We start from the raw sequence: 24,729 nt of genomic DNA, 5'->3' as shown, positions 1-24,729 counted from the left end.
CAGAACCGGCCACTCGAGCAGAACCGGCCACTCGAGCAAAGCCAGCCGCTCGAGCAGAGCCTGCCGCTGGATGTCCTGCTGCGCTGGCCACGCGGCAGCTCGCGCCGCTGGCCGGATGCTCTGCCTACACAGCGTGCCCGACCCATGACATCTGTCATCGATGATCCGTGAGAACCCCACGAGAACGGGTGATACCACGCTCTGCCTGCAGCGATGCTGTGGCGGAAGAGTAGGGGCATGACCTCTTCGAGCACCTCCCCCGCACCTCCAGCCGCTACCCCCACCCCAGCCTCTGCCACCGCCTCCGCCTCCGCCGCCTTCGCCATCCCCGCGCCGGCCTCTGCCTCCGCTCCCTTCCCCGAGGACCCCATCGTCCGCGCGACGGGCCTCAGCAGGCGCTACGGACGCGGGGCTTCCGCGCATCTCGCCGTGGATGCGATCGACCTGGAGATCCGGCGCGGTGAGCTGTTCGGCCTGCTCGGCACGAACGGCGCCGGGAAGACCTCCACCCTCGAGGTCCTCGAGGGCCTCGCCCGGCCGACCGGGGGGAGCGTCGAGGTGTTCGGGCTGGACCCGTTCCGTGAGCGCCGTCGGGTGCGGCCCCGCCAGGGCCTCATGCTGCAGAGCGGCGGATTCCCCGCCGACCTCACGACCGCCGAGGCGCTCGCCATGTGGACCTCGACGCTGAGCGCGCCGCGGACCGTCGCGGATCTCCTCGCCGAGGTGGACCTCGCGGACCGCGCCGGCACGCGCATCTCCTCGCTCTCGGGCGGCGAGGTGCGTCGGCTGGATCTCGCCTGCGCGATCGCCGGCGACCCCGAGCTGCTGTTCCTCGACGAGCCGACGACGGGCCTGGACCCCGAGTCCCGGGCACGGGCCTGGGAGCTGATCGCGCGGCTCAAGGAGCGGGGCACGACGATCGTGCTGACCACCCACTACCTCGACGAGGCGGAGTCCCTCGCCGACCGTCTCGCGATCATGCACCGCGGACGGATCGTCCGCGAGGGCACGGTCGCCGACGTCGTCGCCGGGCATCCCGCGACGCTGCGGGCGACGCTCCCGGAGGGCGTCTCGTCCGGCCCCGCGGCAGGCACCGCGGTCGGCCCCGCGGCAGGCACCGCGGTCGGCCCCGCGGCAGGCACCGCCGACGCTCGCACGTTGCCGCCGCTCGTCGGCGCGCACGAGCTCGTCGGCCGACGCCTCGAGGTGCGCACCCCCGCCCTGCAGGACGACCTGCACGCCCTCCTCGGCTGGGCGCACGAGCATCGGATCGCGCTCGAGGGCCTCGACGCCCGTGCCGCGAGCCTCGAGTCCGTGTTCCTCGAGATCGCCGGCTCCGACGCCGACGGCGCGTCCGCGCCCGCCGCCGTGCCCGCCACCCCGACCACCGCCCCGACCGCTGCCGCAATCACCACCCCCTCGACCGGAGGCACCCGATGACCGCCGCCCACGCACCCCGCCCGACGGCCTCCACCCCGGCCCCCGCTCCGACCCCGGCCCCCGCTCCTACTCCTACTTCTGCTTCAGCCCCGGCGCCGGCCTCGACCCCGACCCCGACCCCGACCCCGACCAGCGCAGTCCCCGCGCGCTTCCGGCGCGCGCCCCGTCTGGTGGGGCTCGCGCGCGCGGAGCTCACCCTGCTGCTGCGCAACCGCATGCAGCTGGTGACCGCGCTGCTGACGCCGGTGGCCGTCCCCTTCCTCTATCTCCCGCTCGCTCGCCGCGGAGGATCCCCCGAGGCCCTCGCCGCCGGGCTCGGGACCATGTTCGTCGTCGTCCTGCTGTTCGTCGTCTACTACAACCTGCTGTGCGCGTACGTCGCCCGTCGGCAGGATCTGGTGCTGAAGCGTCTGCGCACCGGCGAGGCGTCCGACGCGACCGTGCTGATCGCCGCCGCGGTCCCCGCCCTGCTCATCGCCGCGGTGATGCTGCTGGTGATGACGGGGATCTCGATCCCGCTGCTGGATCTGCCGCTGCCCGAGCATCCGCTCGTGCTGGTCGTCGGGCTCGCGCTCGGCGCGGCGATGATGGTGCCGCTGGCGCTCATGACCGCGAACATCACCCGCACGGTCGAGGCCGCGCAGGTGACCTGCATGCCGGCGATGGCGGTGCTCATCCTCGGCGCCGGGGCGGTGCTGCCGCTCGACGTCATGCCCGAGTGGTTCGTCCGCGTCATGGCCGTCGTGCCCTCCGCGCCGATCACCGAGCTCGTCCGGCTCGGCTGGCTGGGGATCGACGCCGACGGTGCCGCCGTCCTCGGCGCCGACGTCGCCTCCGCGGCCGGTCTGCAGACCGCGATCCTGCTGGTGTGGACGGGCGTCGGAATCATGGCCGTCCGCGACCGGTTCCGCTGGGAGCCCCGCGGCTGACCCGTCGGCCGACGATAGGCTTCCGCGCAGGTCATCCGCACCCGCACCCGCACCCGAGAGGAGACGCTCCGATGAGCTCCACTCCCCCGACGGCGCCCGCGGACGACCGGCCCTGGCGGATCTTCTTCCGCTTCACCGCCTGGTCGGTCGTCGTGGTGATGCTGATGCTGCCGCTGGGCGTCATGCTCGTGCTCGACCTGCCGCTGGCCTCCCTGCCGCGCACGGATCCCCTGGCCACGACGCTGCTCGCAGCGCAGGCGGCGCTCTCGGGTTGGTCCGCCTGGCGGGGGATGGCGGCCTGGGCGGCGCAGACGGCCCCGCACGGACGCGACCGCTGGGACCTCCCGCTCGTCGGCCGTCTGCGACCCGACGCCTCCCTCGCGGCGGTCGCCGCGCCCCTCGCGGCCATCGCCGTGATGTGCCTGCTCGGCGGCACGGATCCGCGGCTGCTGGTGGTCGCGATCGCGACGCTGGTGGCGGTGCTCGCGATCCGCCTGCCCTGGGTCTGGGGCCTGTTGACGTCCCTCCTGCTGCTGGCGATCGCCCTGTTCAGCGGCCTCTCCGTCCCGCACGCGATCTCGACGGCTTCCCTGCTCATCGCGATCGTCGCCGCGTTCCGCAGCTCCATGTGGCTCGCCTCGGTGGTGCGCGAGCTCGACGACGCCCGTCGGATCCAGGCGCAGCTCGCGGTCGCCGAGGAGCGTCTCCGCTTCGCCCGCGACCTCCATGACGTCACCGGACGGGATCTCTCGGCGATCGCCGTGACCTCGGAGCTCGTGGCGCAGCTCGCCGAGCGCCAGGACCCCCGCACGGCCGAGCACGCCCGCGAGGCCGCGCAGATCGCCCGCTCCTCGCTCGCCGAGATCCGCGCGCTGGTGCGCGGATATCGGGAGGTCGATCTCGCCGCGGAGCTGCGCGGCACGGTCTCGCTGCTGCGGTCCGCGGGGGTCGACGTGCAGGTCCAGGGCACGGCCGACGACATCCCCGCCGCGCACGCGGCCCGCGCCGCCTGGGTGCTGCGTGAGGGCGGCACGAACATCCTCCGCCACGCCGCGCCGACGCGCGTGCGGATCACGCTCGACGCCGGCGGGGTCCGCCTCGTCAACGACGGCGCGGGGACTGCGGGCGCCGACGGGCCGGGGCGGGCCGACGGGGCGGGTGCCGGGCCGACTCCCGTCCCCGACGGGACCGGCCTCGCGGGCCTGCGCGAGCGCCTGGCCCCGGAGGGCTCGCTCCGCGCCGTCCACGACGCCGGCACCGACGGCACCGGCGGCGGCACCTTCACCCTCACCGCCCGCTTCGAGGATGCGGAGCCCTCGCCCGCGCCGCCGGTCGCGCCGTTCTCCGGCCCGCCGCTCGGCCAGGCCTCCAGCCCCTTGACCAGCCCGCCGTCCGACCCTCCGACCAGCGCACCATCCAGCCCGCCACCCGATCACCGGGGAGGAGTCCCTCGATGACAGCCCCTGACGCCCGCGATACCCGCGACGCCCCTGATGCCCCCGGCTCCTCCGCCCCGCTGCGGATCGTCCTCGTCGACGACGAGAACCTGATCCGCTCGGCGCTCGCCACGATGCTCTCGCTCGAGGACGACCTCGCGGTCCTCGGCGAGGCGGCGACGTCGGCCGACGGGATCCGTCTGATCGCCGCAGAGCAGCCCGACGTCGCGGTCGTCGACCTCCAGCTGCCCGACGGGGACGGCCTCGAGCTGTGCGCGCGGATCACCGACGCCTCCCCCGCGACCCGCTGCCTGATCCTCACGTCCCATGCCCGTCCGGGCTACCTCAAGCGGGCGCTCGCGCAGGGCGTCCTCGGCTTCCTGCCGAAGACGACCACGGGGCCGCAGCTCGCGCAGGCGGTCCGGCAGGTCGCCGCCGGCCGACGCGCGATCGACCCCGAGCTCGCCGCCGAGACCATCGCCTCCGGCGACTCCCCGCTCACGCCCCGCGAGGCCGACGTCCTCGAGTTCGCGGCCGACGGCGCACCGATCGACCTCATCGCCCGACGCGCCCACCTCGCCCCGGGCACCGTCCGCAACTACCTCTCCAGCGCACAGGCGAAGCTCCAGGCCGCCAACCGCCACGAAGCCGTCGCCCTCGCCCGACGCCACGGCTGGATCTAGTGCCAGGGTCGAGTCGTGCTGAGCTGGGCTGAGCTGGACCTGCCCTCTACTCGCCCCAGAGGCTGACCTGATGACCGGGAGACGAACGTGGATCAGCTGCAGTGGCCCTCAGCAGTAGCTAAAGCGCTCACTTTCCGGACAGAAATGCCCACTGGTCCGCCCGCGGGGAGCTTCACGCCACCTCCGGGGCAGACCGCATCGCCCTGCGCCCGGCAACGCCGCCCTTCGCCGAGCAACGCCACCTCTCACCAAGGAACTCCGCCCCTCACCAGGGAACACCCGGGCAGTGGCCCCCAGCAGCAGCTAAAGCGCTCACTTTCCGGACAGGAATGCCCACTGCTCGCCTGCAGGAAGCTCACGCCGCCGCCCCAGCCCCAGCCCCAGCCCCAGCGTCAGCGTCAGCGTCAGCCCCAGCGTCAGCGCCGACGGCGGGCGCGGAAGAAGTCCCGCAGCAGGTCGCCGCATTCCTGCTCGCGCACTCCCGTGGTGAGCTCGACGCGGTGGTTCAGGCGAGGCTCCCGCACCAGGTCGTAGAGGGATCCGGCGGCGCCGGCCTTCGGGTCCATCGCCCCGACGACGACGCGGCGGATGCGCGACAGCACGATCGCCCCCGCGCACATGGTGCAGGGCTCGAGCGTGACGACGAGGGTGCAGTCGGTGAGGTTCCAGCGACCGGTGACGCGGGCCGCCTCCCGCAGGGCGAGGATCTCCGCGTGCGCGGTCGGGTCCTCGTCGAGCTCCCGACGGTTCCCGACGGCCGCGAGGATCCGCCCGTCGGGCCCGATGACGACGGCACCGATCGGCACGTCGGCCGGCTCGCGGTCCGCAGTGGCGCGAGCCTGCGCGATCGCCAGTCCCATCAGAGCGTCGTCGTCGAGGGCGCCGTCATCGAGAGCGTCGGCGTAGAGAGCATCGGCGTCGGGAGCGTCGGCGTCGAGAGCGTCGTCATCGAGCACGCCGCCGCGGACACGCGCATCGAGGACCCTGGCGCCGTGAGCCCCGGCACCGAGAGCCCCATCCCCGACGGCGCCGCCGCCCGCCCCGTCGTCGGCCGCGGCGCGCGGGCCGAGGACGGCGTAGCGGGCCTCGAGCAGGGCGCCGTTGGTGCCGTGCTCGCGCAGCTCGAGGTCGAAGGCTCCGCCGAGCAGGGGCTTCCCGGCGCCGAGGGAGGCGGGCGCGATGGACACGAAGACCTCGTCGAGCATCCCGGCGCGCGCGAAGTCCGCCGCGAGATCGCCGCCGCCGACGATCCACACGTCCTTCCCGTCGGCGGCCGTCTCGAGGCGCTCGCGCAGCTCCGCCGGGCTGCCCGAGACGGCGGTGACCAGCCCGTCGGCGCCCTCGAGCGCCCGATGGGTGAACACGAACGCGGGCCGGCCGGGAGCCCAGGGGGCACCCTCAGGCGCCCCCGCCGCATCCGCTTCTGCATCCGTCGCCGCACCCGCGCCCGCCTCAGCGCTCGGCGCCGCATCCGCCCCCGCCTCCGCCCCTGCTGGAGCAGGCAGGTGCTCGATGCACCAGTCGTAGGTGGTGCGCCCGAGGACGACCGCGCCGACGTCGGCGACGAAGTCGTCGTAGGGGAGGATGCTCTCGTCGCCGGTGGGCTGGGACAGCAGCCAGTCGAGGCCGTCGTGCTCGTCGGCGAGGAAGCCGTCCAGCGTGGTCGCGGTGAAGTAGCGGTAGGCGGTCATGGGGGAAGTCTTCCAGCCCCGCCGACCAACCCTGCCCGCCAGCCTTGCCCGCCAGCCCTGCCGACCGCCCCTGCCGCCCCTGCCGCCCCCTGCCGACCAACCCCGCCGACCGGGTCGGACCTCACGTCGTGGGTCCGCCGATCCGGGGGTCCCGGCGGGTCGCGGTCCGGTAGATTCTCGGCATGCGCGTTCTGGAGATCGACCACCCCCTCGTCGCCCACAAGCTCTCGGTGCTGCGGAACCGCGAGACCCATTCCTCGGTGTTCCGCCAGCTGGCCGATGAGCTGGTCACCCTGCTGGCCTATGAGGCGACCCGCAACGTCGCCGTCGACGAGGCCCGGATCCAGACCCCGGTCACCGAGACCGTCGGCATCAAGCTCGCGACGCCGAAGCCGATGGTGGTGCCGATCCTCCGCGCCGGCCTCGGCATGCTCGACGGTCTGACGCGCCTGCTGCCGACCGCCGAGGTGGGCTTCCTGGGCATGGTGCGCAACGACGAGACCCTCGAGGTGACGACGTACGCGAACCGTCTGCCCGACGATCTCACCGGCCGCCAGTGCTACGTCCTGGATCCGATGCTCGCCACCGGTCACACCCTGATCGCGGCCTGCGAGTACATCCACGAGAAGGGCGCGCGGGACATCACCTGCATCACCCTGCTCTCGGCGCCCGAGGGTCTGAAGGCGATGCAGGAGCAGATCGATCCGTCGATCAACCTGACCGTCGTCACCGCGAAGATCGATGAGCGCCTCGACGAGCGCGGCTACATCGTCCCCGGCCTGGGCGACGCGGGCGACCGCCTCTTCGGCGTCGTCGACTGATCCGGCGGGCCCGCCGCAGCCACGCCCCCGCAGCCACGCCCTCTCCAGCCCCTCGGCACTTCCTGTCACCAATAAGCATCACGCGGCTTTTATAAAACCTCCGGAGAATAGAAAAACCGGCCTCCGCTTAATGCATGGAGGAGTGCCATCCCTTGCTGGCGGATAACAATTCGAGTGTCTATTCTCGTCGTACCGAGCCCCGGGCGGGGCTTCCATCGGGCCTCCCGGGCCCGCTGAACGAGGAGGACCCCATGACCGCTGTCGAGATGCCCCGTGTCAGCCAGTGCACCGTGACCGGCTGCTCCTACAACCACGACACCGCGTGCGGCGCCTTCGCCGTGACCGTCACCGATGACACCAGCTGCGCGACCTTCATCCCGCTGGACGTCAAGGGCGGCCTGCCCAAGGTCGTCACCCAGGTGGGCGCCTGCCAGAAGGCCGATTGCGTCCACAACCAGGATCTCGAGTGCACCGCCGCGTCGGTGCGCGTGGGCGCCGGCGCGGATGCCGCCGACTGCCTCTCCTACGAGAAGCGCTGAGCGGAGCCCCGGAGGCCCCCGCCCCGCCGCGGGCAGCCCTGCGGCAGGAAGCCCTGCGGCAGGCAGCCCCTCAGCCGGCAGCCCCGCCGCGGGCAGCCCCGCAGCGAATTCAGCGGAGCACCGGATCGGTGCCGACGGCCGTCGGCGCGGGTCCGGTGCTTCTGCGTTCGACGAGCTCGGGGACGAGGACGACGGGTTCGCGGGAGAGGCCGCCGTCCATCTCGGCGCGCAGGTTCTGCCAGGCGAGGGCGCCGATGCCGGCGAGGTCGGAGGCCATGGTGGTGAGCGGCGGCGAGGAGTAGCGGGCGTAGGGGATGTCGTCGAAGCCGACGACGGAGAGCTCGCCGGGGACGTCGACCCCTTCCTCGCCGAGCCGGCCGAGCAGCCCGAGGGCGACGACGTCGTTGAAGGCGATGACGGCGGTGGCCCCGGAGGCGCGGACGGCCTCGTAGGCGGCGTGGCCGTCGGCGAATCCGGAGCCGCAGGGGATCTCGTCGATCCGGCAGCCGGGGTCCTCCTCGCGGTAGCGGGCGATGCCGCGCAGGCGCTCGTGGCCGGAGCGGGAGCCCTCGGGGCCGCAGAGCATGAGCAGGTGCTCGTGGCCGAGCTCGCGCAGGTGACGGGCGACGGTGCGGATTCCCGCCTCGTAGTCGACGCGGACGACGACGGCATGGCGGCCCGTGGTGCGGTTGACGACGGCGACGGGCCGCAGCCGCGCCATCATGTCCAGCAGCTCGAGGCGGTCCATGCGCGGGGACAGCAGCACGACGGCGTCGGCGCGGTTGCGGATCTCGATCGCGGTCTCGGCCTCGCTCGACTCGTCCTCGGCGGTGTCGGCGGTGAGGACGCGGTAGCCGTCGGCCCCGGCGGCGCGGTGCAGTCCGGCGAGGATCTGGTGGAACATCGGGTTGGAGAGGTCCGGGACGAGGACGCCGACGGTGCGGCTGACCCCGAGGGAGAGCGAGCGGGCGGTCTGGCTGGGGGCGTAGCCGAGCTCCTGGATCGCCGCGCGGACGCGCTCGGCGACCTCGCGGCCGACGGTCGGCGCCCCGTTGATCACGCGCGAGACGGTCGCCTTGGAGACCCCGGCCGCCGCGGCGATGTCGTTCATCGTGACCTCGCGCGACGGGTTGTGCCGTGCTCGCCTCGTGCCCATCGACCCCTCGCTCCGCCCTCGTCGCCCTCTGCACCCGCCCGTCGGCGGACTCTTCACCCGTCCACCGGCCGGCTCTTCACCCGTCCGCCATCGGGCCCTACACTATCGGACGAGTAACCGGTTACAGACAGGATCCCCCATGCCCGACACCGTCGTCGTCGCCCAGCGCCCGGACGCGATCCCCTCCCTCTCCCTCGCGCTCGAGGACCCGGCCGCGACGGAGATCGTCCTGGAGCCGGGGGTCTATGTGGAGCATGTCGTCGTCGGCCCGCGCGAGCGCCCGCTGCGGATCCGCTCCGAGACGGGCCGCGCGGAGGACGTGACGATCTCCTTCGGGCTGCATCAGGGCGCGCGCGACGAGACCGGCATGCCCTTCGGCCAGCGCTGCGCGACCCTCACCATCGAGGCCGACGACGTGACGCTCGAGGACCTCACCGTCGTGAACACCTTCGACAAGCGCGAGCATCCCGACTGGCCCGAGACCCAGGCGCTCGCCCTGCGCACCCTCGGCGACCGCGTCCGCGTCGAACGCTGCCGGCTGCTCGCGCGGCAGGACACGGTGCTCCTGGACGCCCCCAGCTGGGCGGCGGTGCGCCGCGTCCACCTGCGGGACTGCGAGATCGAGGGGGATGTCGACTTCCTCTACGGCCGGGCGACGGCGCTGATCGAGGGCGGGATCATCCGCTCCAACGCGCCCGGGTACCTGGTCGCCCCGTCGACCGCGCTCGAGAACCCGCGCGGGTTCCTCATCGTCGGCGCCCGCCTCGAGGCGACGCCCGACGTGCCCGCCGGGAGCGTACGGCTGGGTCGCCCCTGGCATCCGGGCGGGAAGCCCGACGCCGTCGGCCAGGCGATCTTCAGCCGTTGCGTCCTCGGCGCGCACATCGCCGCGGACCCGTGGGACGAGATGGGCGGCTTCCCCTGGCAGGAGGCCCGGTTCGCCGAGTTCGCGAGCACGGGACCGGGCGCCTCGGGCCGCGGCCCGCAGCTCGCCGAGGAGCCCGACGCCGCCTCCTGGCTCGACGACCCCACGCCCGCGCCGTCGCTCCGGCCGACGGACGCATCGTCGGACCGGCCGACGACGGGCGCCGCGACGCCCCCGCGGCTCGTGGTGCTCTCGGACTCGACCGCCTCCCCCTACCCGCCGGAGCGGGCGCCGCGGGAGGGCTGGGGCATGCGCCTGGGCGAGGAGACCGGCGCGGAGGTCCTCAACCGGGCGATCTCCGGGGAGTCGACCCGCAGCTTCATCGAGTCCGGCGCGCTGGAATCGGTGCTCGAGGAGCTCGCGCCCGGCGATGTGGTCCTCGTCGGCTTCGGCCACAACGACCCCAAGCCCGACCATCGCTTCGCCGACGTCGTCTCCGCGCACCCCGCGAACCTGCGCCGCTTCCTCGTCGGGATCCGTGCCCGCGGCGCCCGTCCCGTGCTCCTCACCCCGATCGAGCGCCGCGCCTTCGCCGACGGCCGCCTCGTCCCCACCCACGGCGGCTACCCGCAGTCGGTCCGACGCCTGGCCGTGCGCGAGGGCGTGCCGCTGATCGACCTGAGCATCCTCACCGGCCGGCTCTGGGAGGCCGACGGCGAGGAGGGCTCGAAGGCCTCCTTCCTGCACCTCGAGCCCGGCGCCTGGCCCGGCTATCCCGACGGCGAGGCCGACGACACCCACCTCAGCGCCCTCGGGGCCAGCCGCGTCGCCGCTCTCGTCGCCGACGGCCTGCGGGACCTCGGCCTGCTGTGACGCCCGCTCCCGCTGCGGCCCCCGTCCCGTTCACCGCGGCGGGGCATCTGCTGCGCTCCGTGCGCCTGTCCGGTCGCGCCGGCGCGGGCGCCGCCCTGCCGACGGTGCATCTGCACGGGCTCGGCTGCCACGGCGCCTGGAGCTGGGCCGACGTCGCGGCGCGCCGGGGACGGCCCGCGCTGATCCCGGACCTGCCCGGCCACGGGCTGAGCGACGCCCCGCCGTCGGACCTCTTCGGCTACACGCTGCCGGAGCTCGCCGATGCGGTCGCCGCCCTGCTGCGTGCCGAGGCGGGCCCCGGCCCCAGCCCCGTTGGACCCTCCGGCGCTGCGGGCCCCGGGGCGCCCTCAGCCCCGAGCGCGCCGGGTCGGGGCTTCGAGATCGTGGGCCACAGCCTCGGCGGGTCCATCGCGGTCCATCTCGCCGCCCGGCATCCGCACCTCGTGGCGCGGCTGGTGCTGGTCGAGCCCGCTCTCGACCTCGAACGGATCGCCCCCGGCGGGATCGCCGCCGAGGACGAGGACGGTCTCGCGGCCGGCGGCTGGGAGCGGATCCTCGCGCGCGAGTCCCCCGAGCGTCGCGCGGAGGTGCGGCTGACCGCGCCGCATGCGCTCGTGCGATGCGCCCGCGCGCTGACCGACGAGCATGCCGCCCGCACGTCGGCCCTGCTGACGGGGCTCGCGCTCCCGCGCCTGCTCGTCGTCGGCGACCATCGCCGCTATGCGGATCAGGCGGACTACGACGCCGCGGGCGTGCGCTCGGTCCGGATCGCGGGGGCCTCGCACTTCGTCATGCGGGATCGTCCGACGGAGCTCCTCGCGGCCCTCGACGCCGTCGCTGCCGTCTCGGCCGACTCGGCCGGCTCTGCCGGCTCTGCCGGCTCTGCCGACGAGGCCTGAACGCAGTCCCCACGGCGGCGGACGCCCGGACCAGCGGTCCGGACTTGACGCGGCGGCTCTGCGCGCACCCGACCGTCCGCTCACCCCGCACCTCCGCATCACCGCAGGTCACAGCGTTGCGAAGCGGCAGTTGCCGACGCTCCGGAGGGACTGTCGACGCCCTCCTCGTCCCGCCATGTGAACACATGCTTGCCCCGGAGGCGCCTGCGGGGGCATGCTTCGGGACATGTCGAATCGCGTCGTGCTCATCGAGACCACCCGCCGGGTGGTCTACATGATGTGCTCGATGATGATGATGTGCATGATGATGCGCATGATGCGCCGTCAGCCGAGCCTCTGAGAGCTCGAGACACCTCCGGGGTCGGCTGACAGGAGCCGGCCGGAAGGCGTGGGCTCCAGGTGCCGCCGGGAGCACTCCCCACCAGATCCGCCGACAGGGCGTCGATCAGAGGGATCCCGGGAACCCCGCCCGCCGCGCAGATGCGCCGCACCTCCGGAGATTCCCATCATGACCATCACGCTCGATCGCCCCACCACCATCACCTCCCACACCGCCGCCCGCCCGCAGCAGCGTTCCGCCGCGACGGACGAGGGCGTCACCATCACGCTGACCGTCCAGCTGCCCCCGGGCACCGGTGACGTCGAGGCGGCCCTCATCGCCGACGAGCTCCGCAGCCACGCGCAGCGTCAGACCGCGGCTCGTCAGGGACGCACCACCGTCTCGGTGAACAGCCCGAACACCTTCCGCAGCACCGGTTCCGCGGTCCGCACCCTGCCGCCGCGCCGCCAGGGCGCCGCCGCGGTCAGCCCCCTGCGCCCCCGCCGTCCCGGCGTCGTCTCCGCAAACTCCCCGGCCCGCCGGGACGCCGAGGCCGCCCGCCGCCGCGCCCTGCAGGCCACGGCCGTGAGCCCCTCGAGCCCGTCCGCCGTCGGCGAGGCCTCGCTCGTGGTCGACCTCTACGGCCGCCGCGTGCGGATCGACGGGAACGACGTCGACCTCACCTACAAGGAGCTCGAGCTCCTCAGCCACCTGGCCCGCAACGCGCGACGCACCGTCACCCGCGAGGAGCTCATGGAGACGGTGTGGGCCGAGTCCCCCACCGACACGGGCGAGCGCACCGTGGACGTCCACGTCCGCCGCGTCCGCACCAAGCTCGGTCGCTACCGCAAGCTGATCTCGACCGTCCGCGGCTCCGGCTACCGCCTGGACCCGGGCAGCGACGTCACCATCCTCGGCTGATCGCGAGCGCCGGGCCGAACATCGGCCCGGCGCTCGTCGGCGCCGTCAGCCCGGCGCCCATCGCCGCCATCGACCCAGCGCTCGTCGGCGCCGTCGGCCGAGCGATGCCAAACGTCGTCGGCCTCGCGGTGCAGCTGTCCCCTCCCCGCCGTTCATGCCCTCCCCACCGTTCCGGGCGCGGAAGCGCCCGGAACGGGACGAGCGGCCCGGAGCTCTCAACCGATCTCTCGGGGGCTCACGGACCGCTCGTCAGGCCTGTCGTCCGTCAGGGGTGGGTGCGGGCGAACAGGCTGGACGGGCCGCCGAAGGTGGGGGAACCTGGCGTATTGCCCGTCCGGCCGCTCCCATGAGGGGGGTCCTGGGAACGGCACATCTATGAAGTTATCACCGGGAGCCCCTCCGTGCGGACAGCCGCAGGAATCGTGAGAATCCTATCGGTGGAGCACCCCTCGCGAACCCTGCAGGAGCGATCCGCTGAGGCCGAGTGTATGCCCTCGCGACCCTCGTGTAAACGCGACGACCCCGCATGTTGTCGCAGGTTATCCCCAGTAGCGGAACAGACGGCACGACGGCGACGACGGGGCCCGAACGTGCTCGCGACGGTGAAGCGCAGCCCTTGCGAAGGTCAACATCCGATCAAAACCTGAGGTCGCGGAGACGGCGTCGTCGCGGCCGACGGGCGGTCGCCGGGACGAGCGTCGGGCGGAGCGGTTCCCGCGCCGCCGCCAGCGCCTCTCAGATCGGGCCCCGAAGCTCTCGAGGAGCGTCCAGGATCGCCCGATTCCGAGGCCGGAACGTGACCACGATCGCAGGTCATCCCGCCGTCCTCGTGACCCCGGACGATGCCGCCCATCGCCCCGTCGCAGGGCCGTCGCAGGTTCATCGCACGATCGCTGCGCGTGAAAAGCGCCCGTCGGGCGAGCACCGACGCGCATCGCGCCTCTAGAGTGGGGGGCGAGTTGTGCGGGCAGGCCGCGGCGAGCGCCGACCGTCAGGATGATGAAGGGAACCATCGATGATCGCGCAGGCGCGCATCACCTCCGACACCAGTGCCACGGTGCACCTTGCCTCCGACCGGGTCGAGCTGACAGGCTCCGACCTCCCTGATCTCAGGACGCAGGTCAAGCAGGTGTTCATCGACGCCGCCCGCACCGGTGGCCAGTCCATCGACGTCGTCATCGTCGAGCCGGACATCCAGCACCATCTGCGGGTCGAGCCGACCGGACGCATCACGGGCCGCACGCCCGACCAGCGGCCGCTGTACGGCCCCTCCTCCGACGTGCCGCTGTCGCCCGCCTCCGCGGCGGCCGCCGGGGCCGCGGGCGCCGCGGCCGTCCCCGGGTCGTACAGCGCAGGGTCCCCGCTGACCGGGGAGCTCACCGCGATCGGCTCCCCCGCGACGGGCGAGCTGCCCACCGTCCGTCCGCATCGCGCCCGGCGTCGGCGCGCGGCCGCGCTGCCCCCGGCGGGACAGGGCGGCGGCGCGGGCGACGAGGGCGGCGACGCCGCAGGCTCGTCGACCTCGTCGAGCTCGACGTCCTCCTCCGGGTCCGCCGGCACCGACTGGGAGCCGAGCGACGACTCCTCGACGGCGTCCTCCTCGACCTCCTCCTCCGCGGCGTCCTCCTCCGCCGCATCGGCCTCCGCCCCGTCGGCCGCTCCCGCGGCGGCCGCCTCGCGGCCGGACCTCCCCTCCGCGGCGTCCCTCGCCGCTTCGACGTCCCCCGCGCGCTCCGAGCGCTCCGGGGGCACCGGCACCACCCCGTCCCCTGCCCCCCGACCCACGACAGAGGCCCCTTTGGACAGCACCCGCCCTACGCTGCAGGACCTGCAGCGCTCCACGACCCAGCCCTCGAAGGTCGTGGCGCACCGCGGCTGGCGCAGCTCGCTGCGCAAGATGACCGGCGGCGCGATCAAGCTGAAGCCGGGACGGAAGGAGCGGACCGACAACGAGATCCTCGACCGCGTCCGCCGTCCCCTCGAGGGGCCGCGCAACATCGCGGTCGTGAACCTCAAGGGCGGCGCCCACAAGACCACCGCCTCGCTCATGATCGCGGCGACCCTCGGCGTCACCCGCGGCGGCAACGTCCTGGCCTGGGACAACAACGAGACCCGCGGCACCCTCGGCTGGCGCGGCGTCCCCACCGACCATCACCGCACGGCGGTCGACCTGCTGCATGACATCGATCTGCTGCGCGCCCCCGAGGCATCGGCCGCGGACCTGGACACCTATGTCCGCTCGCAGGGCGCGATGCGCTTCGACATCCTCGCGTCCGACGAGGATCCGGGCTCGGCCGCGCTGATCGACGCCGAGGCCTTCGGCGACCTCAACGACGCGCTCTCGCGCTTCTACCGCATCAAGGTCATCGACACCGGCAACAACGTGCGCGCCTCGAACTGGCTCGCGGCCGTGCGCAACGCCGACCAGCTGGTCATCATCTCCACCGTCCGCGAGGACACCTTCAACGCGGCGGCCTGGATGATCGACGAGCTGCGGGCGACGGGTCTGGCCGAGCAGGTCGACCATGCGGTCACGGTGCTGTCGCACTCGTCCAAGGGCAAGTTCGACCCGGTGCTGCGCAAGCGCCTGCTCGCCCACTTCGGCGCCCACACCCGTGCGGTCTGCGAGGTGCCCTTCGAGCAGCAGTTCGTCGACGGCTCGCACCTGGACTGGGCGCGCGTCAGCCCGCAGACGAAGAAGGCGTGGCTCGCCGCCACGGCCACCATCATCGACGGGCTCTGATCCGCCGGGACCGACGCGCCCCGTCGGTCGAGCACTCCTCCCCAGGCCCCGATCGTCCCCATCGCCCGTCGGGCGGTGCCGACGGTCGGGGCCTGCGCCTACCCTGGATCCATGCCCTCCCACCTGCTGCACCTGGTCGCCGACGACGACCTGGGCCCTGCCCTCTGGGCGCGCGAGCAGCGGGAGCGGGGCACCCGTCCGGTCGACGACATGAGCGTCCTCGCCGCGGAGGCGCCGCCGGAGCTCGTCGAGGCGCTCTCCGCCCTGCCGGCGACGCCGCGCCATCGCGTGCGCCTGCCCGGCCGCGGGGACGCGGAGGGCCGACGGGTCCCGGCCGTCCCGCTGGACGACGTCCAGCTGCTCGCGCTCGTCGAGGGGACCGCCGCGGTCCTGCACCGGCGCTTCGAGGAGGCCGCCCTCGACACCGTCGCGGAGCTCGTGGGCGGCGGCACCCCCGCGAAGCTCGGCGAGCGCCTCGCGGCGATGCCCGATCTGCTGGGCGCGACCATCCTGGATCTCGAGGCGCAGCGCCTGGTGGCCGAGCGGCATCTGCGCGTCGTCGCCCTCGAGCGCTTCGGCCGGGCGCTGCTGGCCTGGCATGCGCCGGGCGAGGATCGTCCGCCGCTGCTGCACGCCCTCGTGGATGCGCGCGCCCGGCGCGCGTTCGCCGCGCATCTGGAGCGGACCGACCGGGCCGTCCTGGCGGGGGCGCGGGCGACCGATCCGTCGGGCGTCCTCGCCGCTCTGTCGGGGGATCACGCGGTCCGGGCGGACGTCCCCGCCCGGCGGCGGATCGCCGCTGCCTTCGAGCGCCATCTCGCCTCCGCGCGCGTGGGCGTGACGCTGTCCTCGAGCGACTCCGACCTGGTGGTGCGGCTGTTCGAGCCGCCGCTGGGCACCGCCTGGCCGCTGCAGACCTGTCTGCGGGAGGCCGACGGGACGGTCCATCCGATCGCGGATCTGCGGGCGGTCGGCGATCTGACCGCCGCGGGCGCGGCCGAGGCGTCGGCCGCGATCATGCGCCTGGCGCCGACGGTCCGGGCCGCGAGCGTCGACGAGACCGGGGTGGACTGGCTGCTGACCACCGCCGAGGCCTCCGCCTTCCTCGCCTACGACACTCCGGCCCTCGAGGAGGCCGGGGTGACGGTGCTGCTGCCGCGCGACTGGACGAAGCAGCGCACGACGCTGCGCCCGCAGGAGGCCGATGAGGAGGAGGGCGAGAAGAAGCGCGCCTCCGGCGTCGGCCTCGGGGCGATGGCCTCGTTCCGCTGGCGGGTCGCCGTCGGCGACGTCGAGCTGACGGAGGAGGAGATCGAGGAGATCCGCGAGGCGCAGACGGAGCTCGTGCGCCTGCGCGGGCAGTGGGTGCGCCTGGACGCGACCACCCTGCGCGCCGCCGAGCGGTTCCTCGACGCCTTCGCCGCGCGCACGCGCTCGCGCCGTGCGGCCGTCGGCGAGGACGGTCGCGAGCGACCGATCCGGGCCGACGAGCGCCGGGACCCCCGGCGCGGGGCTCCCGGGACGGCAGCCGGTGCGCTCGCGGGCGGCCCGGTCGTCCCCCCGCCTGCGGAGATCCGCGGGGAGGTGCCCTGGGCGGAGATGTTCTCGATGCTGCTCTCCGGCGACTCCGCCGGGATGGACCTCGGTGCGGCGACCCGGCTCGCGGGCGCCGCCGGCCTCGGCCGCCTCATGCCGGGCGCCTCCGGCGCGGTCCCGCATCCGCAGCCGACGACGCTGCAGGCGCAGCTGCGTCCGTACCAGCTCGACGGACTGAACTGGATGTGGGCGCTGCACCGCATGGGCCTCGGCGGGATCCTCGCCGACGACATGGGCTTGGGCAAGACGATGCAGGTCCTCGCGCTGCTGTGCCGGGAGCGGGAGGGCGTGGCCGCCTACCGGGCGGCGGCCGGGCCCGACGGGACCGGCGGGCTCCTCGTCGAGGAGGCGGTCCCCGCGCCGGCGTCGGGCTCCCCCGGGCCGACGCTGCTGGTGTGCCCCATGTCCGTCGTCGGCGCCTGGCAGCGGGAGGCCGCGCGCTTCGCCCCGCATCTCGCGGTCCACGTCCATCACGGCGGCGACCGTCTGCGCGACGAGTCCTTCGCCGCCGGCGCCGCCGACATCGACCTCGTGATCACGACGTACTCGCTGCTCGCCCGCGACCTGCCGCTGCTGACCGGGGTCGACTGGCATCGCATCGTCTACGACGAGGCCCAGCATCTGAAGAACCCGGGCACGCAGGTCTCGCGGGCCGCCGGGCTCCTCACCGCCCCGCACCGTCTCGCGCTGACCGGCACACCCGTCGAGAACCGGCTCGCGGACCTGCATGCGCTGATGGAGGTCGTCAGCCCCGGCCTGCTCGGCAGCGCCTCCTCCTTCCGCCAGCACATCGCCGACCCCATCGAGGACGAGGGCGACGAGTCCGCGATCTCGCGGCTGAAGTTCGTGACCTCCCCGTTCGTGCTGCGGCGCGTGAAGACCGATCGCAGCATCATCGAGGACCTGCCGGAGAAGACCGAGCTGACGCGGGTGGTGAACCTGACGCCCGAGCAGGCCGGCCTCTACGAGGCCCTCGTCGCCGAGCTCATGACCGACATCGACCAGGTCGAGGAGAAGAAGCGGCGCTCGCTCGTCGTCTCCACGCTCACCCGGCTGAAGCAGGTCTGCAACCATCCCGCGCACTATCTCGGCGACGGCTCCGCGCTCCTGCGCGACGGCGAGCACCGCTCCGGCAAGCTCGAGCTCGTCGACGACCTCCTCGCCACCGCCTTCGCCGACGGCGAGAAGGCGCTCGTGTTCACCCAGTTCACGACCTTCGGGCATCTGCTCGTGCCGTACTGGGAGGAGCGCTTCGCCGAGTTCGGGATTGAGGTGCCGTTCCTCCACGGCGGCGTCCCCAAGCCCGAGCGCGACGCCATGGTCGCGCGCTTCCAGGAGCGGGCCGACGAACCCGGCGTGATGCTCCTGAGCCTGCGCGCCGGCGGCACCGGGCTCACCCTGACGGCCGCGAACCATGTCGTCCACCTGGACCGCTGGTGGAACCCGGCGGTGGAGAACCAGGCCACCGACCGCGCCTTCCGCATCGGCCAGCGCCGCGACGTCACCGTGCACAAGCTCGTCAGCGCCGGCACCGTCGAGGAGCGCATCGACCAGGTGCTGCAGGACAAGCAGATGCTCGCCGACATGACCGTCGCCCCCGGCGAGGAATGGCTCGCGGACCTCTCCGACGAGTCGCTGCGCGGGCTGCTCGCCCTCGACGACGACGCCGTGCCCGAGCGCGAGGCACCCAGGCGAGGAGGCCGACGATGAGCATCGTGCTGAGGTCGCGCCGGGGCGCGATCGGGAAGAGCTGGCATGCGGTCGCCCTGCGGGAGGCGATCGAGGGGATCCTCGGGGTCGGCCGGGCGGGCGGCGGGAAGGCCGCCGCCCGCGCCGGCCGCGTCCAATGGATCGACATCGCCCCGGGGCTGGTCCGCGGCGACGTCCTGGACGACGACGGGAACGTCTACCAGGCGCGCCTGGACCTGCCCGCTCTCGTCGGCGGCGATCGCGCGGCCGTGCTCGAGGTCGCCCGTGCGCATCCCGAGCTGCCGGCGCTGCTGGCCGCCGGGGAGTACCCGCAGGGGATCGAGGGCGAGCTCGCGCAATCGGAGGTGTCGCTGCTGCCGCGCGGCCCGTCCGAGCTGACCCACGACTGCTCCTGCCTGGACTGGCCGGGGCCCTGCAAGCACGTCGCCGCCCTGTCGTATGTGCTGGTCGAAGCCGTCGACGAGCAGCCCCTCGAGCTGATCACGCTGCGCGGGCTCACCCTCGAGGACCTCGTCGCCCCGCCCGCCGCGTCGGCCCGCTCCGCTGCGTCGAGCCCCCGCGATCCCTCCGACGCGAGCGATCCCTCCGCCCCGTCGGCCCCGGCAGCCCCGTCGGACGGCTCCGCTCCCGACGGCGCGGGTCCCGCTCCCGCGCCAGCGCTCGGCGGCGGCTTCGACGCGCGTCGGGCGGACCCCGCGCCGCTGGTCGAGGTGCTCGGCGAGGAGGTCGCGGCGATCATCTCCGCGTTCTACCGCGCAGGCTCCGCCCCGTCGGACGACCTACAGTGACGAGCATGTCCTCCGCTGCACCCGCCCCTGTCCCCGCGTCCGATCCCCGCACGACCTCCGGCTCCGGCCCCAGCGCCGTCTCCGGCCCCGGCTCCGGCCCTGTGCTTCCGGAGACCGTCCGCCAGCAGATCTCCGCGCTCTTCGCGCAGGCGGTCACGGACCACCGGACGGCGGGCGTGACCTGGGCGATCATCGGCGGGCACCGTCACCGCGAGGCGATCCTCGCGCACGGGGCGGCCGGTGCCACCGCACTGCGCGACGGCGTCCCCGCGCCCGGGGCCCGGCCGATGGAGCGGGCCACCGTCTCCCGGATCGCCTCGATGACGAAGTCGTTCACCGCGGCGACCATCCTCGCGCTCCGCGACGAGGGCCGTCTGCGGCTGGACGATCCGATCGCGCAGCACGTCCCCGAGGCGGCCGACGCCTTCGCGGTCTCCCCCGGCGACGCCCCGATCACGCTGCGTCTGCTGCTGACGATGAGCGCCGGCCTCGTCACCGACAACCCCTGGGGCGATCGCCAGGAGTCCCTCACGCCCGCCGAATTCGCCGAGATCCTGCGGGCCGGGCTCGGCCGCGTCCACCGCCCGGGGACGGGCTTCGAGTACTCCAACACCGGCTATGCGCTGCTCGGCCGCGTGATCGACGAGGTCACCGGCACCCCCTACGCCGAGGAGATCCGGCGCCGCTTCCTCGATCCCCTCGGGCTGCAGGCGACCGCCTTCGAGGCCGAGCGCCTCGCCGAGCGTCCCCTCGCCACCGGCCATCGCCTCGGGGACCGCGAGGACGCGACCCGCTTCGAGCCCGTCGAGCTGGATTCCCCCGGCGTCTACGGGGCCATGGCCGGGCTGTTCTCCACGGTCGACGACATCGCGACCTGGGTGCGCTTCCTCGCCGCCGCCGACGCCGCCCCCGCGGACACCGCCGGCTCCGCAGACATGGCCGGCGCTGTGGACACGGCCGGACCCGCGGACACCGCCGCGTACGACGCGCTGCTGTCCACGGCATCCCGCCGGGAGATGCAGCAGATGCATCGCATCCAACCGGTGCCCGCGCTCCCCGCGGGCGAGGACGGCCGCTCCCCCGGCTTCGACCGCATCCGCGCCTACGGCATGGGTCTCGTCGTCGAGCGCCATCCCGACCTCGGCGAGGTCATCTCGCACTCCGGCGGCTACCCCGGCTACGGCTCGTTCATGGTGTGGCATCGCGACAGCGGCATCGGCGTCGTCGCCCTCGCGAACAGCAAGTACGCGCCGGTCACGGCGCTGTCGATGCAGGCCCTGCGGATCCTGCGCGATCAGGCGCCGGGGCTGCTCGACGCGCGTCCGGTCCTCGCCGACGCCCGCACCCTGCAGGCGGCGCAGGCCGCGCTGGACTGGCTGCGGACCGACGATCCGGCGGCCGACGCCGCGACCGCCGACGTCTGGTTCGCCGACACCATGGAGCTGGATGTGTCCCGTCCCGAGCGTCGGCGACGCCTGGCGACCGCGCTCGCCTCCGCGGGCCTCGACGCGAGCGCCCTCACGGCGCTCTCCCCGGAGGATGCCGAGGTGCTCACCCCCGCGCATCTGCGCTGGACGCTGCCGGGAGCGCCGACGGCCGAGGCCGCCGGAGCGAACGGGGCCGGAGCGGGAGCTGGGGCCGGAGCGAGAGCTGGGGCCGCGCCCTCGGGCACGGGTACGGCCACGGGCGCCGCACCCCTGCAGGTGAGAATCGACCTGCAGATGGATCCGCGGCGCGAGGCGCTGATCCAGGGGCTCGACGTCGTCGCCGTCCCCGATCGGCGGCAGACCCGCTGACGCGGCCGCGGCGAGCACGATCGTCGCAGGGGCGCACCCGTCGGGCGGGCACGCTCGTCGGACGGGAGCACCCGTCAGGTGAACATGATCAGCAGGACGATCGCCACGATGGCGCCGAGGACGAGCGCCGAGCCCACGCCGAGGGCGAGGGCGATATAGGTGTTCGAGCCGCCGGATGACCGCGGGCCCGTCTGCGGCGATGACGTGAAGGGATTGGTCGAGGTGACGGTCCGCATCGGCTGATGCTGGGTGCGCGTCGTCGGCTGCGAGGCGCCCCGCCGTGCGAGGGAGCGGCCCTGCTGCGGGCGGCCCTGCTGACCGGCCGGCGACCGCTGGCCCCGCGGGCCCGAGGGCCCGCTCGAGGCCGAGGTCCGCCCCGGTCCGCCCGGACCGTTCTGCCCGCCGGGACCGTTCTGCCTGCCAGGGCCGTTCTGCCTGCCAGGGCCGTTCTGCCCGCCGGGACCGCCGGGACCGTTCCAGCGCGGGCCCGTCTGGGGGCTCGGCATCTGCGGACTCGCCTGGTGCGGGCTCCCCTGCGATGACGGCCCCTGCTGCGGCCGATTCTGCTGCGGACCTCCGCCGAAGCCGCCGCCCGCCGGACCTGCGATGCCGGGGCCCTGCGCCGCCGGCGGGCTCGGCTGGGAGGCGCCGGGGGCGTCCGGCGGGAGCACCGGGAGGGTGTCGGGGAAGTCCAGCGCGGTGCCGTCGGCGAGGGTGAGCGGGTAGCCGCGGGGGACGCGCGGCAGATCCCGGCGCACCGTGGCGGCGTCCTGGTACCGCTGCTCGGGCTGACCGGCGACGAGGCGTCGGATCACCGCCGACAGCTTCGGGGAGACCCCGCGCAGGTGCTGGTTCAGCTCGTCGGGCCGGAAGGATCCGTCGCGGAGCTTGAGCGGCCCGTTGAGCGCGACCAGCGCGACCACGCCCGCCGCATAGAGATCGTGGGAGGGCGCGGGCTCCGCCATCGCGAACAGCTCCGGCGCCATGTAGCCGGGGGTGCCGTTGACCATGCCGACGTGGGTGAAGCGCACGTCGGACTCGTGCACGGCGATGCCGAAGTCCGCCAGGCGGGAATGCGGCGGGGCGGTGCCGCGCGGCTCGAACATGATGTTCGCGGGCTTCACGTCGCGGTGGATCCAGCCCTCGGCGTGGATGTGCGAGAGCCCGTCCAGGAGCTGGTCGAGGAGGACCACGACCGCGGGCTCGGACAGCTTCCCGCGCCGCCGGACGACGGACTCGAGGGTGCCTCCCGAGCACAGCGGCATCGCGATGACCACGTGCTCGTCCTCCGCGCCCCAGCCGTAGGGGGTCAGCAGATGCGGGTGGTCGAAGCTGACGCCCTTCTCGCGCACGAAGCGCATGAGGTCCGCCGAGTCGCGCTGGCGCAGGACCTTCGCGGCGCACAGCTCCTTCGTCTTCGAGTCCCAGGCTCGCCAGACGGACCCGGAACCGCCCTTGGCGATCAGGTCGATCAGCGCGAAGCGCCCGACAATCACGTCAGCCATAAGGACACCAGCATAACGAGACGGAAGAGGTCGCCGTTATGCTGACCACATTCCTGTGGACGCCCGCTTCCGCAGGAGCCGGAGAAGGGGAGGAACTGGGATGACATCACCGCTGCATGCAGGCGGTTTCTGGGATCCGGTTCCGTTCTCGTGGCCGCTCCTGGGCATCATGATCGCCGCTCTGCTCGTGCTGACCGTCGGGTTCGTGCTGTGGACCGCCCTGCAGAGCGATGAGCCCGCGACCGCGCAGGAGGAGCTCGTCGATCGCGCCGTCGCGCGCGATCAGGAGGCCGCCCGGCTGGCCCGTCGGCGCTTCGAGGCCGACGCCGGGCGCACCGACGCCCACCATCCCGAGCTGCGCTGAGCCGACGTCCCGAACTGCGCTGAGCCGACGTCGGTCGGCGGCGAGGCCAGCCGGCGACGACGTCGGTCGGCGGCGACGGCCAGCTGGCGACGGCGTCAGTCGGCGGCGACGGCCCGGCCTCGGCGGGCGCGCAGCGCCTCCCAGAGGCGTCGCAGGACCCCGGGCTCGGGCGGAGCGAGGCGTTCGCGCAGGTCCTCGAGCTGCGGAGCGCTGTGGCGGACGTGATGCGCCCCGTCGTGCAGCGCCGGATGGGATCCGGTGGAGGCGATCTCGTCGGCCGAGAGGTCCAGGTCGAAGGCGAGGCCGACGGCGGTGCGTCCGTCCGCGTCGAGCACGACCTCGAGGCCCTCGACGCCGCGGATGCCGTCGGGTCCCTCCTCGATGTCGGCGCGGAGCGTGGCGAGGGCCGCGTCGAGGCCGCGGGCGCTCTCGGCATCGGCGCGCACGGCCTCCCGCAGGGCGATGGCGACGAGGTTCCCGTCGACGTCGACGATCGCGTCGATGATCTCGTGCTCGCCCGCAGGCTCGCGCAGGCGGAGGCGCTGCACGACGAGGCGGAGGGTACCGGAGGGCGCGACCGGCTGCAGCAGGTCCCGGAGGACGTCGCAGGCGGGAGAGAGCCCATCCCAGAGGACGGCGCGACCGTCCCCCCGATCGCTGAGGGTCATGGCCCCATGCTACCGAGGAGAAGCTCAACAGGCCCAGGACGTCCGGAGCTGCGGGGGTGGCTGGGTCGGCGGGAGCTGCGGGGGCGGCGGGGCAGCGGGGGCGTCAGCGGCCGAGCGCCTCGCGGACGGCGACGATCTGGGCGCGCCAGGCGCGCTGGGCGGCGGCGCCCGTGCGGACCATCGGGTAGCCGTCGCCCAGGCCGGACTCCTCGTAGTACTCGACGTCGACGCCGGCTTCGAGGAGGCGGCCGCGCAGGCGCCGGGCGTCGGACGCGAGAGGGTCGTCACCGCCGACGCTGAGATGCACGGGCGGGAGACCGGCGAGGTCCGCATGCAGCGGGCTCAGCCGCACGTCCTCCCGCGGCACCGCTCCCGCGTAGAGGCGGGCGCCGACGCGACGGCGCTCGTCGAGCCGCTCCTCGTCGACGAGATCGACCCACGGCGCGGACAGCAGCAGGCGCGCCGGCAGCGGGCCGTCGGACTCTGCGAGGTCGAGGACCCCGGCGAGCGCGAGCGCGGCGCCGGCCTCGTCGCCCGAGAGCACCCAGCCGCCGGGCAGGGCGATCTCGCGGTCCAGGGCGAGGATCGCCCCGGCGACGTCCTCGACGGCCTGCGGGAACGGGTGCGCGGGCGGCATCCGGTAGTGGAGCATCGCGCCGGCGACGCCGGAGCGGCGCGCGACCTCCTCGAGCCATTCCCAGTGCGCGCGGGTCTCGCCGTGGGTGAAGGCCCCGCCGTGGAGGTGGAGGAGGACGCCGCGGTGGCGCAGCTCGGGATCGATCCAGGTCACGGGCACGTGCCCGGCCCGGCCGCGGCGCACGCGGCCGGCGTCGGCGACCCGCCGCGGAGGACGGGTGGGCTGCTGGGAGGCGAGGGCCCGCAGGGCGCTGACGATGCCGCTGTTCATGGTCGGCATCCTCCCACGGCCGACGCCCGCGCGCCCGCCCGTCGGCGTACGGAGCCGCCCGTCGGCCCCGTATGTCAGTG

19 protein-coding genes and 1 pseudogene are annotated in these 24,729 nt (G+C 74.2%); 14 read left to right on the top strand and 6 right to left on the bottom strand.

Annotated elements, in window-relative coordinates; all coding sequences use genetic code 11:
* Nucleotides 1-237 precede the first annotated feature (237 nt).
* The 4 genes from ACXET9_RS11215 to ACXET9_RS11200 all read left to right on the top strand — a co-directional run bounded on the left by ACXET9_RS11215 (nt 238) and on the right by ACXET9_RS11200 (nt 4,488).
* Entirely contained in the window at nt 238-1,440 is a 1,203-nt protein-coding gene (locus ACXET9_RS11215; protein ID WP_457886677.1) for an ABC transporter ATP-binding protein, read from the top strand.
* Complete coding sequence (locus ACXET9_RS11210; protein WP_457886676.1) at nt 1,437-2,369, top strand: ABC transporter permease; 933 nt, start codon at nt 1,437-1,439, stop codon at nt 2,367-2,369. Before ACXET9_RS11215 ends, ACXET9_RS11210 begins: the two co-directional genes overlap by 4 nt.
* Nucleotides 2,370-2,440: 71 nt before the next feature.
* Complete coding sequence (locus tag ACXET9_RS11205; RefSeq protein ID WP_457886675.1) at nt 2,441-3,826, top strand: sensor histidine kinase; 1,386 nt, start codon at nt 2,441-2,443, stop codon at nt 3,824-3,826.
* Complete coding sequence (locus ACXET9_RS11200; protein ID WP_457886674.1) at nt 3,823-4,488, top strand: response regulator; 666 nt, start codon at nt 3,823-3,825, stop codon at nt 4,486-4,488. Before ACXET9_RS11205 ends, ACXET9_RS11200 begins: the two co-directional genes overlap by 4 nt.
* Before the next feature lie 416 nt (nt 4,489-4,904).
* Here ACXET9_RS11200 and tadA read toward each other — a convergent pair whose 3' ends face one another.
* Together tadA and ACXET9_RS11190 are read right to left on the bottom strand one after the other, a co-directional pair.
* On the bottom strand, nt 4,905-5,351 hold the full coding sequence (gene tadA, locus ACXET9_RS11195) for a tRNA adenosine(34) deaminase TadA (protein ID WP_457886771.1): 447 nt from the start codon (nt 5,349-5,351) through the stop codon (nt 4,905-4,907).
* Nucleotides 5,352-5,627: 276 nt separating this feature from the next.
* Nucleotides 5,628-6,179: pseudogene (locus ACXET9_RS11190) on the bottom strand (dihydrofolate reductase family protein); the annotation flags it as partial.
* 182 nt (nt 6,180-6,361) lie between these two features.
* Here ACXET9_RS11190 and upp point away from each other — a divergent pair.
* Together upp and ACXET9_RS11180 are read left to right on the top strand one after the other, a co-directional pair.
* Nucleotides 6,362-7,000, top strand: a complete 639-nt coding sequence (gene upp / locus ACXET9_RS11185; RefSeq protein WP_457886673.1) for a uracil phosphoribosyltransferase — start codon at nt 6,362-6,364, stop codon at nt 6,998-7,000.
* A 251-nt stretch (nt 7,001-7,251) separates the two neighbouring features.
* Complete coding sequence (locus tag ACXET9_RS11180) at nt 7,252-7,539, top strand: DUF1540 domain-containing protein (protein WP_457886672.1); 288 nt, start codon at nt 7,252-7,254, stop codon at nt 7,537-7,539.
* A 109-nt stretch (nt 7,540-7,648) separates the two neighbouring features.
* Here the strand turns inward: ACXET9_RS11180 and ACXET9_RS11175 are convergent, their stop codons facing one another.
* The gene (locus ACXET9_RS11175; RefSeq protein WP_457886671.1) at nt 7,649-8,650 is read right to left on the bottom strand and encodes a LacI family DNA-binding transcriptional regulator; all 1,002 of its coding nucleotides are present in this window, start codon (nt 8,648-8,650) and stop codon (nt 7,649-7,651) included.
* Nucleotides 8,651-8,834: 184 nt separating this feature from the next.
* On the opposite strand from ACXET9_RS11175, the gene ACXET9_RS11170 reads away from it, so the two are divergent.
* The 7 genes from ACXET9_RS11170 to ACXET9_RS11140 all read left to right on the top strand — a co-directional run bounded on the left by ACXET9_RS11170 (nt 8,835) and on the right by ACXET9_RS11140 (nt 21,205).
* Entirely contained in the window at nt 8,835-10,433 is a 1,599-nt protein-coding gene (locus tag ACXET9_RS11170; protein WP_457886670.1) for a pectinesterase family protein, read from the top strand.
* A complete protein-coding gene (locus ACXET9_RS11165) occupies nt 10,430-11,332 on the top strand; it encodes an alpha/beta fold hydrolase (RefSeq protein ID WP_457886669.1) in 903 nt (300 codons plus the stop codon). The genes ACXET9_RS11170 and ACXET9_RS11165 overlap by 4 nt, the downstream gene beginning before the upstream one ends.
* A gap of 508 nt (nt 11,333-11,840) precedes the next feature.
* Complete coding sequence (locus ACXET9_RS11160) at nt 11,841-12,572, top strand: winged helix-turn-helix domain-containing protein (protein ID WP_457886668.1); 732 nt, start codon at nt 11,841-11,843, stop codon at nt 12,570-12,572.
* Between the two features lie 1,015 nt (nt 12,573-13,587).
* Nucleotides 13,588-15,315 carry a MinD/ParA family ATP-binding protein gene (locus tag ACXET9_RS11155; RefSeq protein ID WP_457886667.1) on the top strand — a complete coding sequence of 576 codons (1,728 nt, stop codon included), beginning with the start codon at nt 13,588-13,590 and terminating at the stop codon, nt 15,313-15,315.
* Nucleotides 15,316-15,426: 111 nt separating this feature from the next.
* Complete coding sequence (locus tag ACXET9_RS11150; protein WP_457886666.1) at nt 15,427-18,621, top strand: DEAD/DEAH box helicase; 3,195 nt, start codon at nt 15,427-15,429, stop codon at nt 18,619-18,621.
* Nucleotides 18,618-19,409, top strand: a complete 792-nt coding sequence (locus ACXET9_RS11145; protein WP_457886665.1) for an SWIM zinc finger family protein — start codon at nt 18,618-18,620, stop codon at nt 19,407-19,409. The genes ACXET9_RS11150 and ACXET9_RS11145 overlap by 4 nt, the downstream gene beginning before the upstream one ends.
* A gap of 5 nt (nt 19,410-19,414) precedes the next feature.
* Nucleotides 19,415-21,205, top strand: a complete 1,791-nt coding sequence (locus tag ACXET9_RS11140; RefSeq protein ID WP_457886664.1) for a serine hydrolase domain-containing protein — start codon at nt 19,415-19,417, stop codon at nt 21,203-21,205.
* Nucleotides 21,206-21,279: 74 nt separating this feature from the next.
* On the opposite strand, the gene ACXET9_RS11135 is transcribed toward ACXET9_RS11140, so the two are convergent.
* Nucleotides 21,280-22,710 (bottom strand): serine/threonine-protein kinase, encoded by a 1,431-nt coding sequence (locus tag ACXET9_RS11135; RefSeq protein ID WP_457886663.1) that lies wholly within the window; start codon nt 22,708-22,710, stop codon nt 21,280-21,282.
* Between the two features lie 100 nt (nt 22,711-22,810).
* Between ACXET9_RS11135 and ACXET9_RS11130 the strand changes: the two genes are divergently transcribed.
* Nucleotides 22,811-23,074: a hypothetical protein gene (locus ACXET9_RS11130; RefSeq protein ID WP_457886662.1), complete on the top strand. Its 264-nt coding sequence runs from the start codon at nt 22,811-22,813 to the stop codon at nt 23,072-23,074.
* A gap of 95 nt (nt 23,075-23,169) precedes the next feature.
* Here ACXET9_RS11130 and ACXET9_RS11125 read toward each other — a convergent pair whose 3' ends face one another.
* Both ACXET9_RS11125 and ACXET9_RS11120 read right to left on the bottom strand, forming a co-directional pair.
* Nucleotides 23,170-23,742, bottom strand: a complete 573-nt coding sequence (locus ACXET9_RS11125) for a hypothetical protein (RefSeq protein ID WP_457886661.1) — start codon at nt 23,740-23,742, stop codon at nt 23,170-23,172.
* A 103-nt stretch (nt 23,743-23,845) separates the two neighbouring features.
* Entirely contained in the window at nt 23,846-24,649 is an 804-nt protein-coding gene (locus ACXET9_RS11120) for an alpha/beta hydrolase (protein ID WP_457886660.1), read from the bottom strand.
* Nucleotides 24,650-24,729 lie beyond the last annotated feature (80 nt).

The organism is Brachybacterium netajii (SeqCode), assembly GCF_054114245.1.
Note: the sequence above shows the minus strand (reverse complement) of the source record. Positions and strands in the feature narration are given on the sequence as shown.

Coding starts and splice junctions, on each gene's coding strand:
- ACXET9_RS11215 (WP_457886677.1), top strand. CDS start 238: ATGACCTCTTCGAGCACCTCCCCCGCACCTCCAGCCGCTACCCCCACC.
- ACXET9_RS11210 (WP_457886676.1), top strand. CDS start 1,437: ATGACCGCCGCCCACGCACCCCGCCCGACGGCCTCCACCCCGGCCCCC.
- ACXET9_RS11205 (WP_457886675.1), top strand. CDS start 2,441: ATGAGCTCCACTCCCCCGACGGCGCCCGCGGACGACCGGCCCTGGCGG.
- ACXET9_RS11200 (WP_457886674.1), top strand. CDS start 3,823: ATGACAGCCCCTGACGCCCGCGATACCCGCGACGCCCCTGATGCCCCC.
- upp (WP_457886673.1), top strand. CDS start 6,362: ATGCGCGTTCTGGAGATCGACCACCCCCTCGTCGCCCACAAGCTCTCG.
- ACXET9_RS11180 (WP_457886672.1), top strand. CDS start 7,252: ATGACCGCTGTCGAGATGCCCCGTGTCAGCCAGTGCACCGTGACCGGC.
- ACXET9_RS11175 (WP_457886671.1), bottom strand. CDS start 8,650: ATGAACGACATCGCCGCGGCGGCCGGGGTCTCCAAGGCGACCGTCTCG.
- ACXET9_RS11170 (WP_457886670.1), top strand. CDS start 8,835: ATGCCCGACACCGTCGTCGTCGCCCAGCGCCCGGACGCGATCCCCTCC.
- ACXET9_RS11160 (WP_457886668.1), top strand. CDS start 11,841: ATGACCATCACGCTCGATCGCCCCACCACCATCACCTCCCACACCGCC.
- ACXET9_RS11155 (WP_457886667.1), top strand. CDS start 13,588: ATGATCGCGCAGGCGCGCATCACCTCCGACACCAGTGCCACGGTGCAC.
- ACXET9_RS11150 (WP_457886666.1), top strand. CDS start 15,427: ATGCCCTCCCACCTGCTGCACCTGGTCGCCGACGACGACCTGGGCCCT.
- ACXET9_RS11145 (WP_457886665.1), top strand. CDS start 18,618: ATGAGCATCGTGCTGAGGTCGCGCCGGGGCGCGATCGGGAAGAGCTGG.
- ACXET9_RS11140 (WP_457886664.1), top strand. CDS start 19,415: ATGTCCTCCGCTGCACCCGCCCCTGTCCCCGCGTCCGATCCCCGCACG.
- ACXET9_RS11135 (WP_457886663.1), bottom strand. CDS start 22,710: ATGGCTGACGTGATTGTCGGGCGCTTCGCGCTGATCGACCTGATCGCC.
- ACXET9_RS11130 (WP_457886662.1), top strand. CDS start 22,811: ATGACATCACCGCTGCATGCAGGCGGTTTCTGGGATCCGGTTCCGTTC.
- ACXET9_RS11125 (WP_457886661.1), bottom strand. CDS start 23,742: ATGACCCTCAGCGATCGGGGGGACGGTCGCGCCGTCCTCTGGGATGGG.
- ACXET9_RS11120 (WP_457886660.1), bottom strand. CDS start 24,649: ATGAACAGCGGCATCGTCAGCGCCCTGCGGGCCCTCGCCTCCCAGCAG.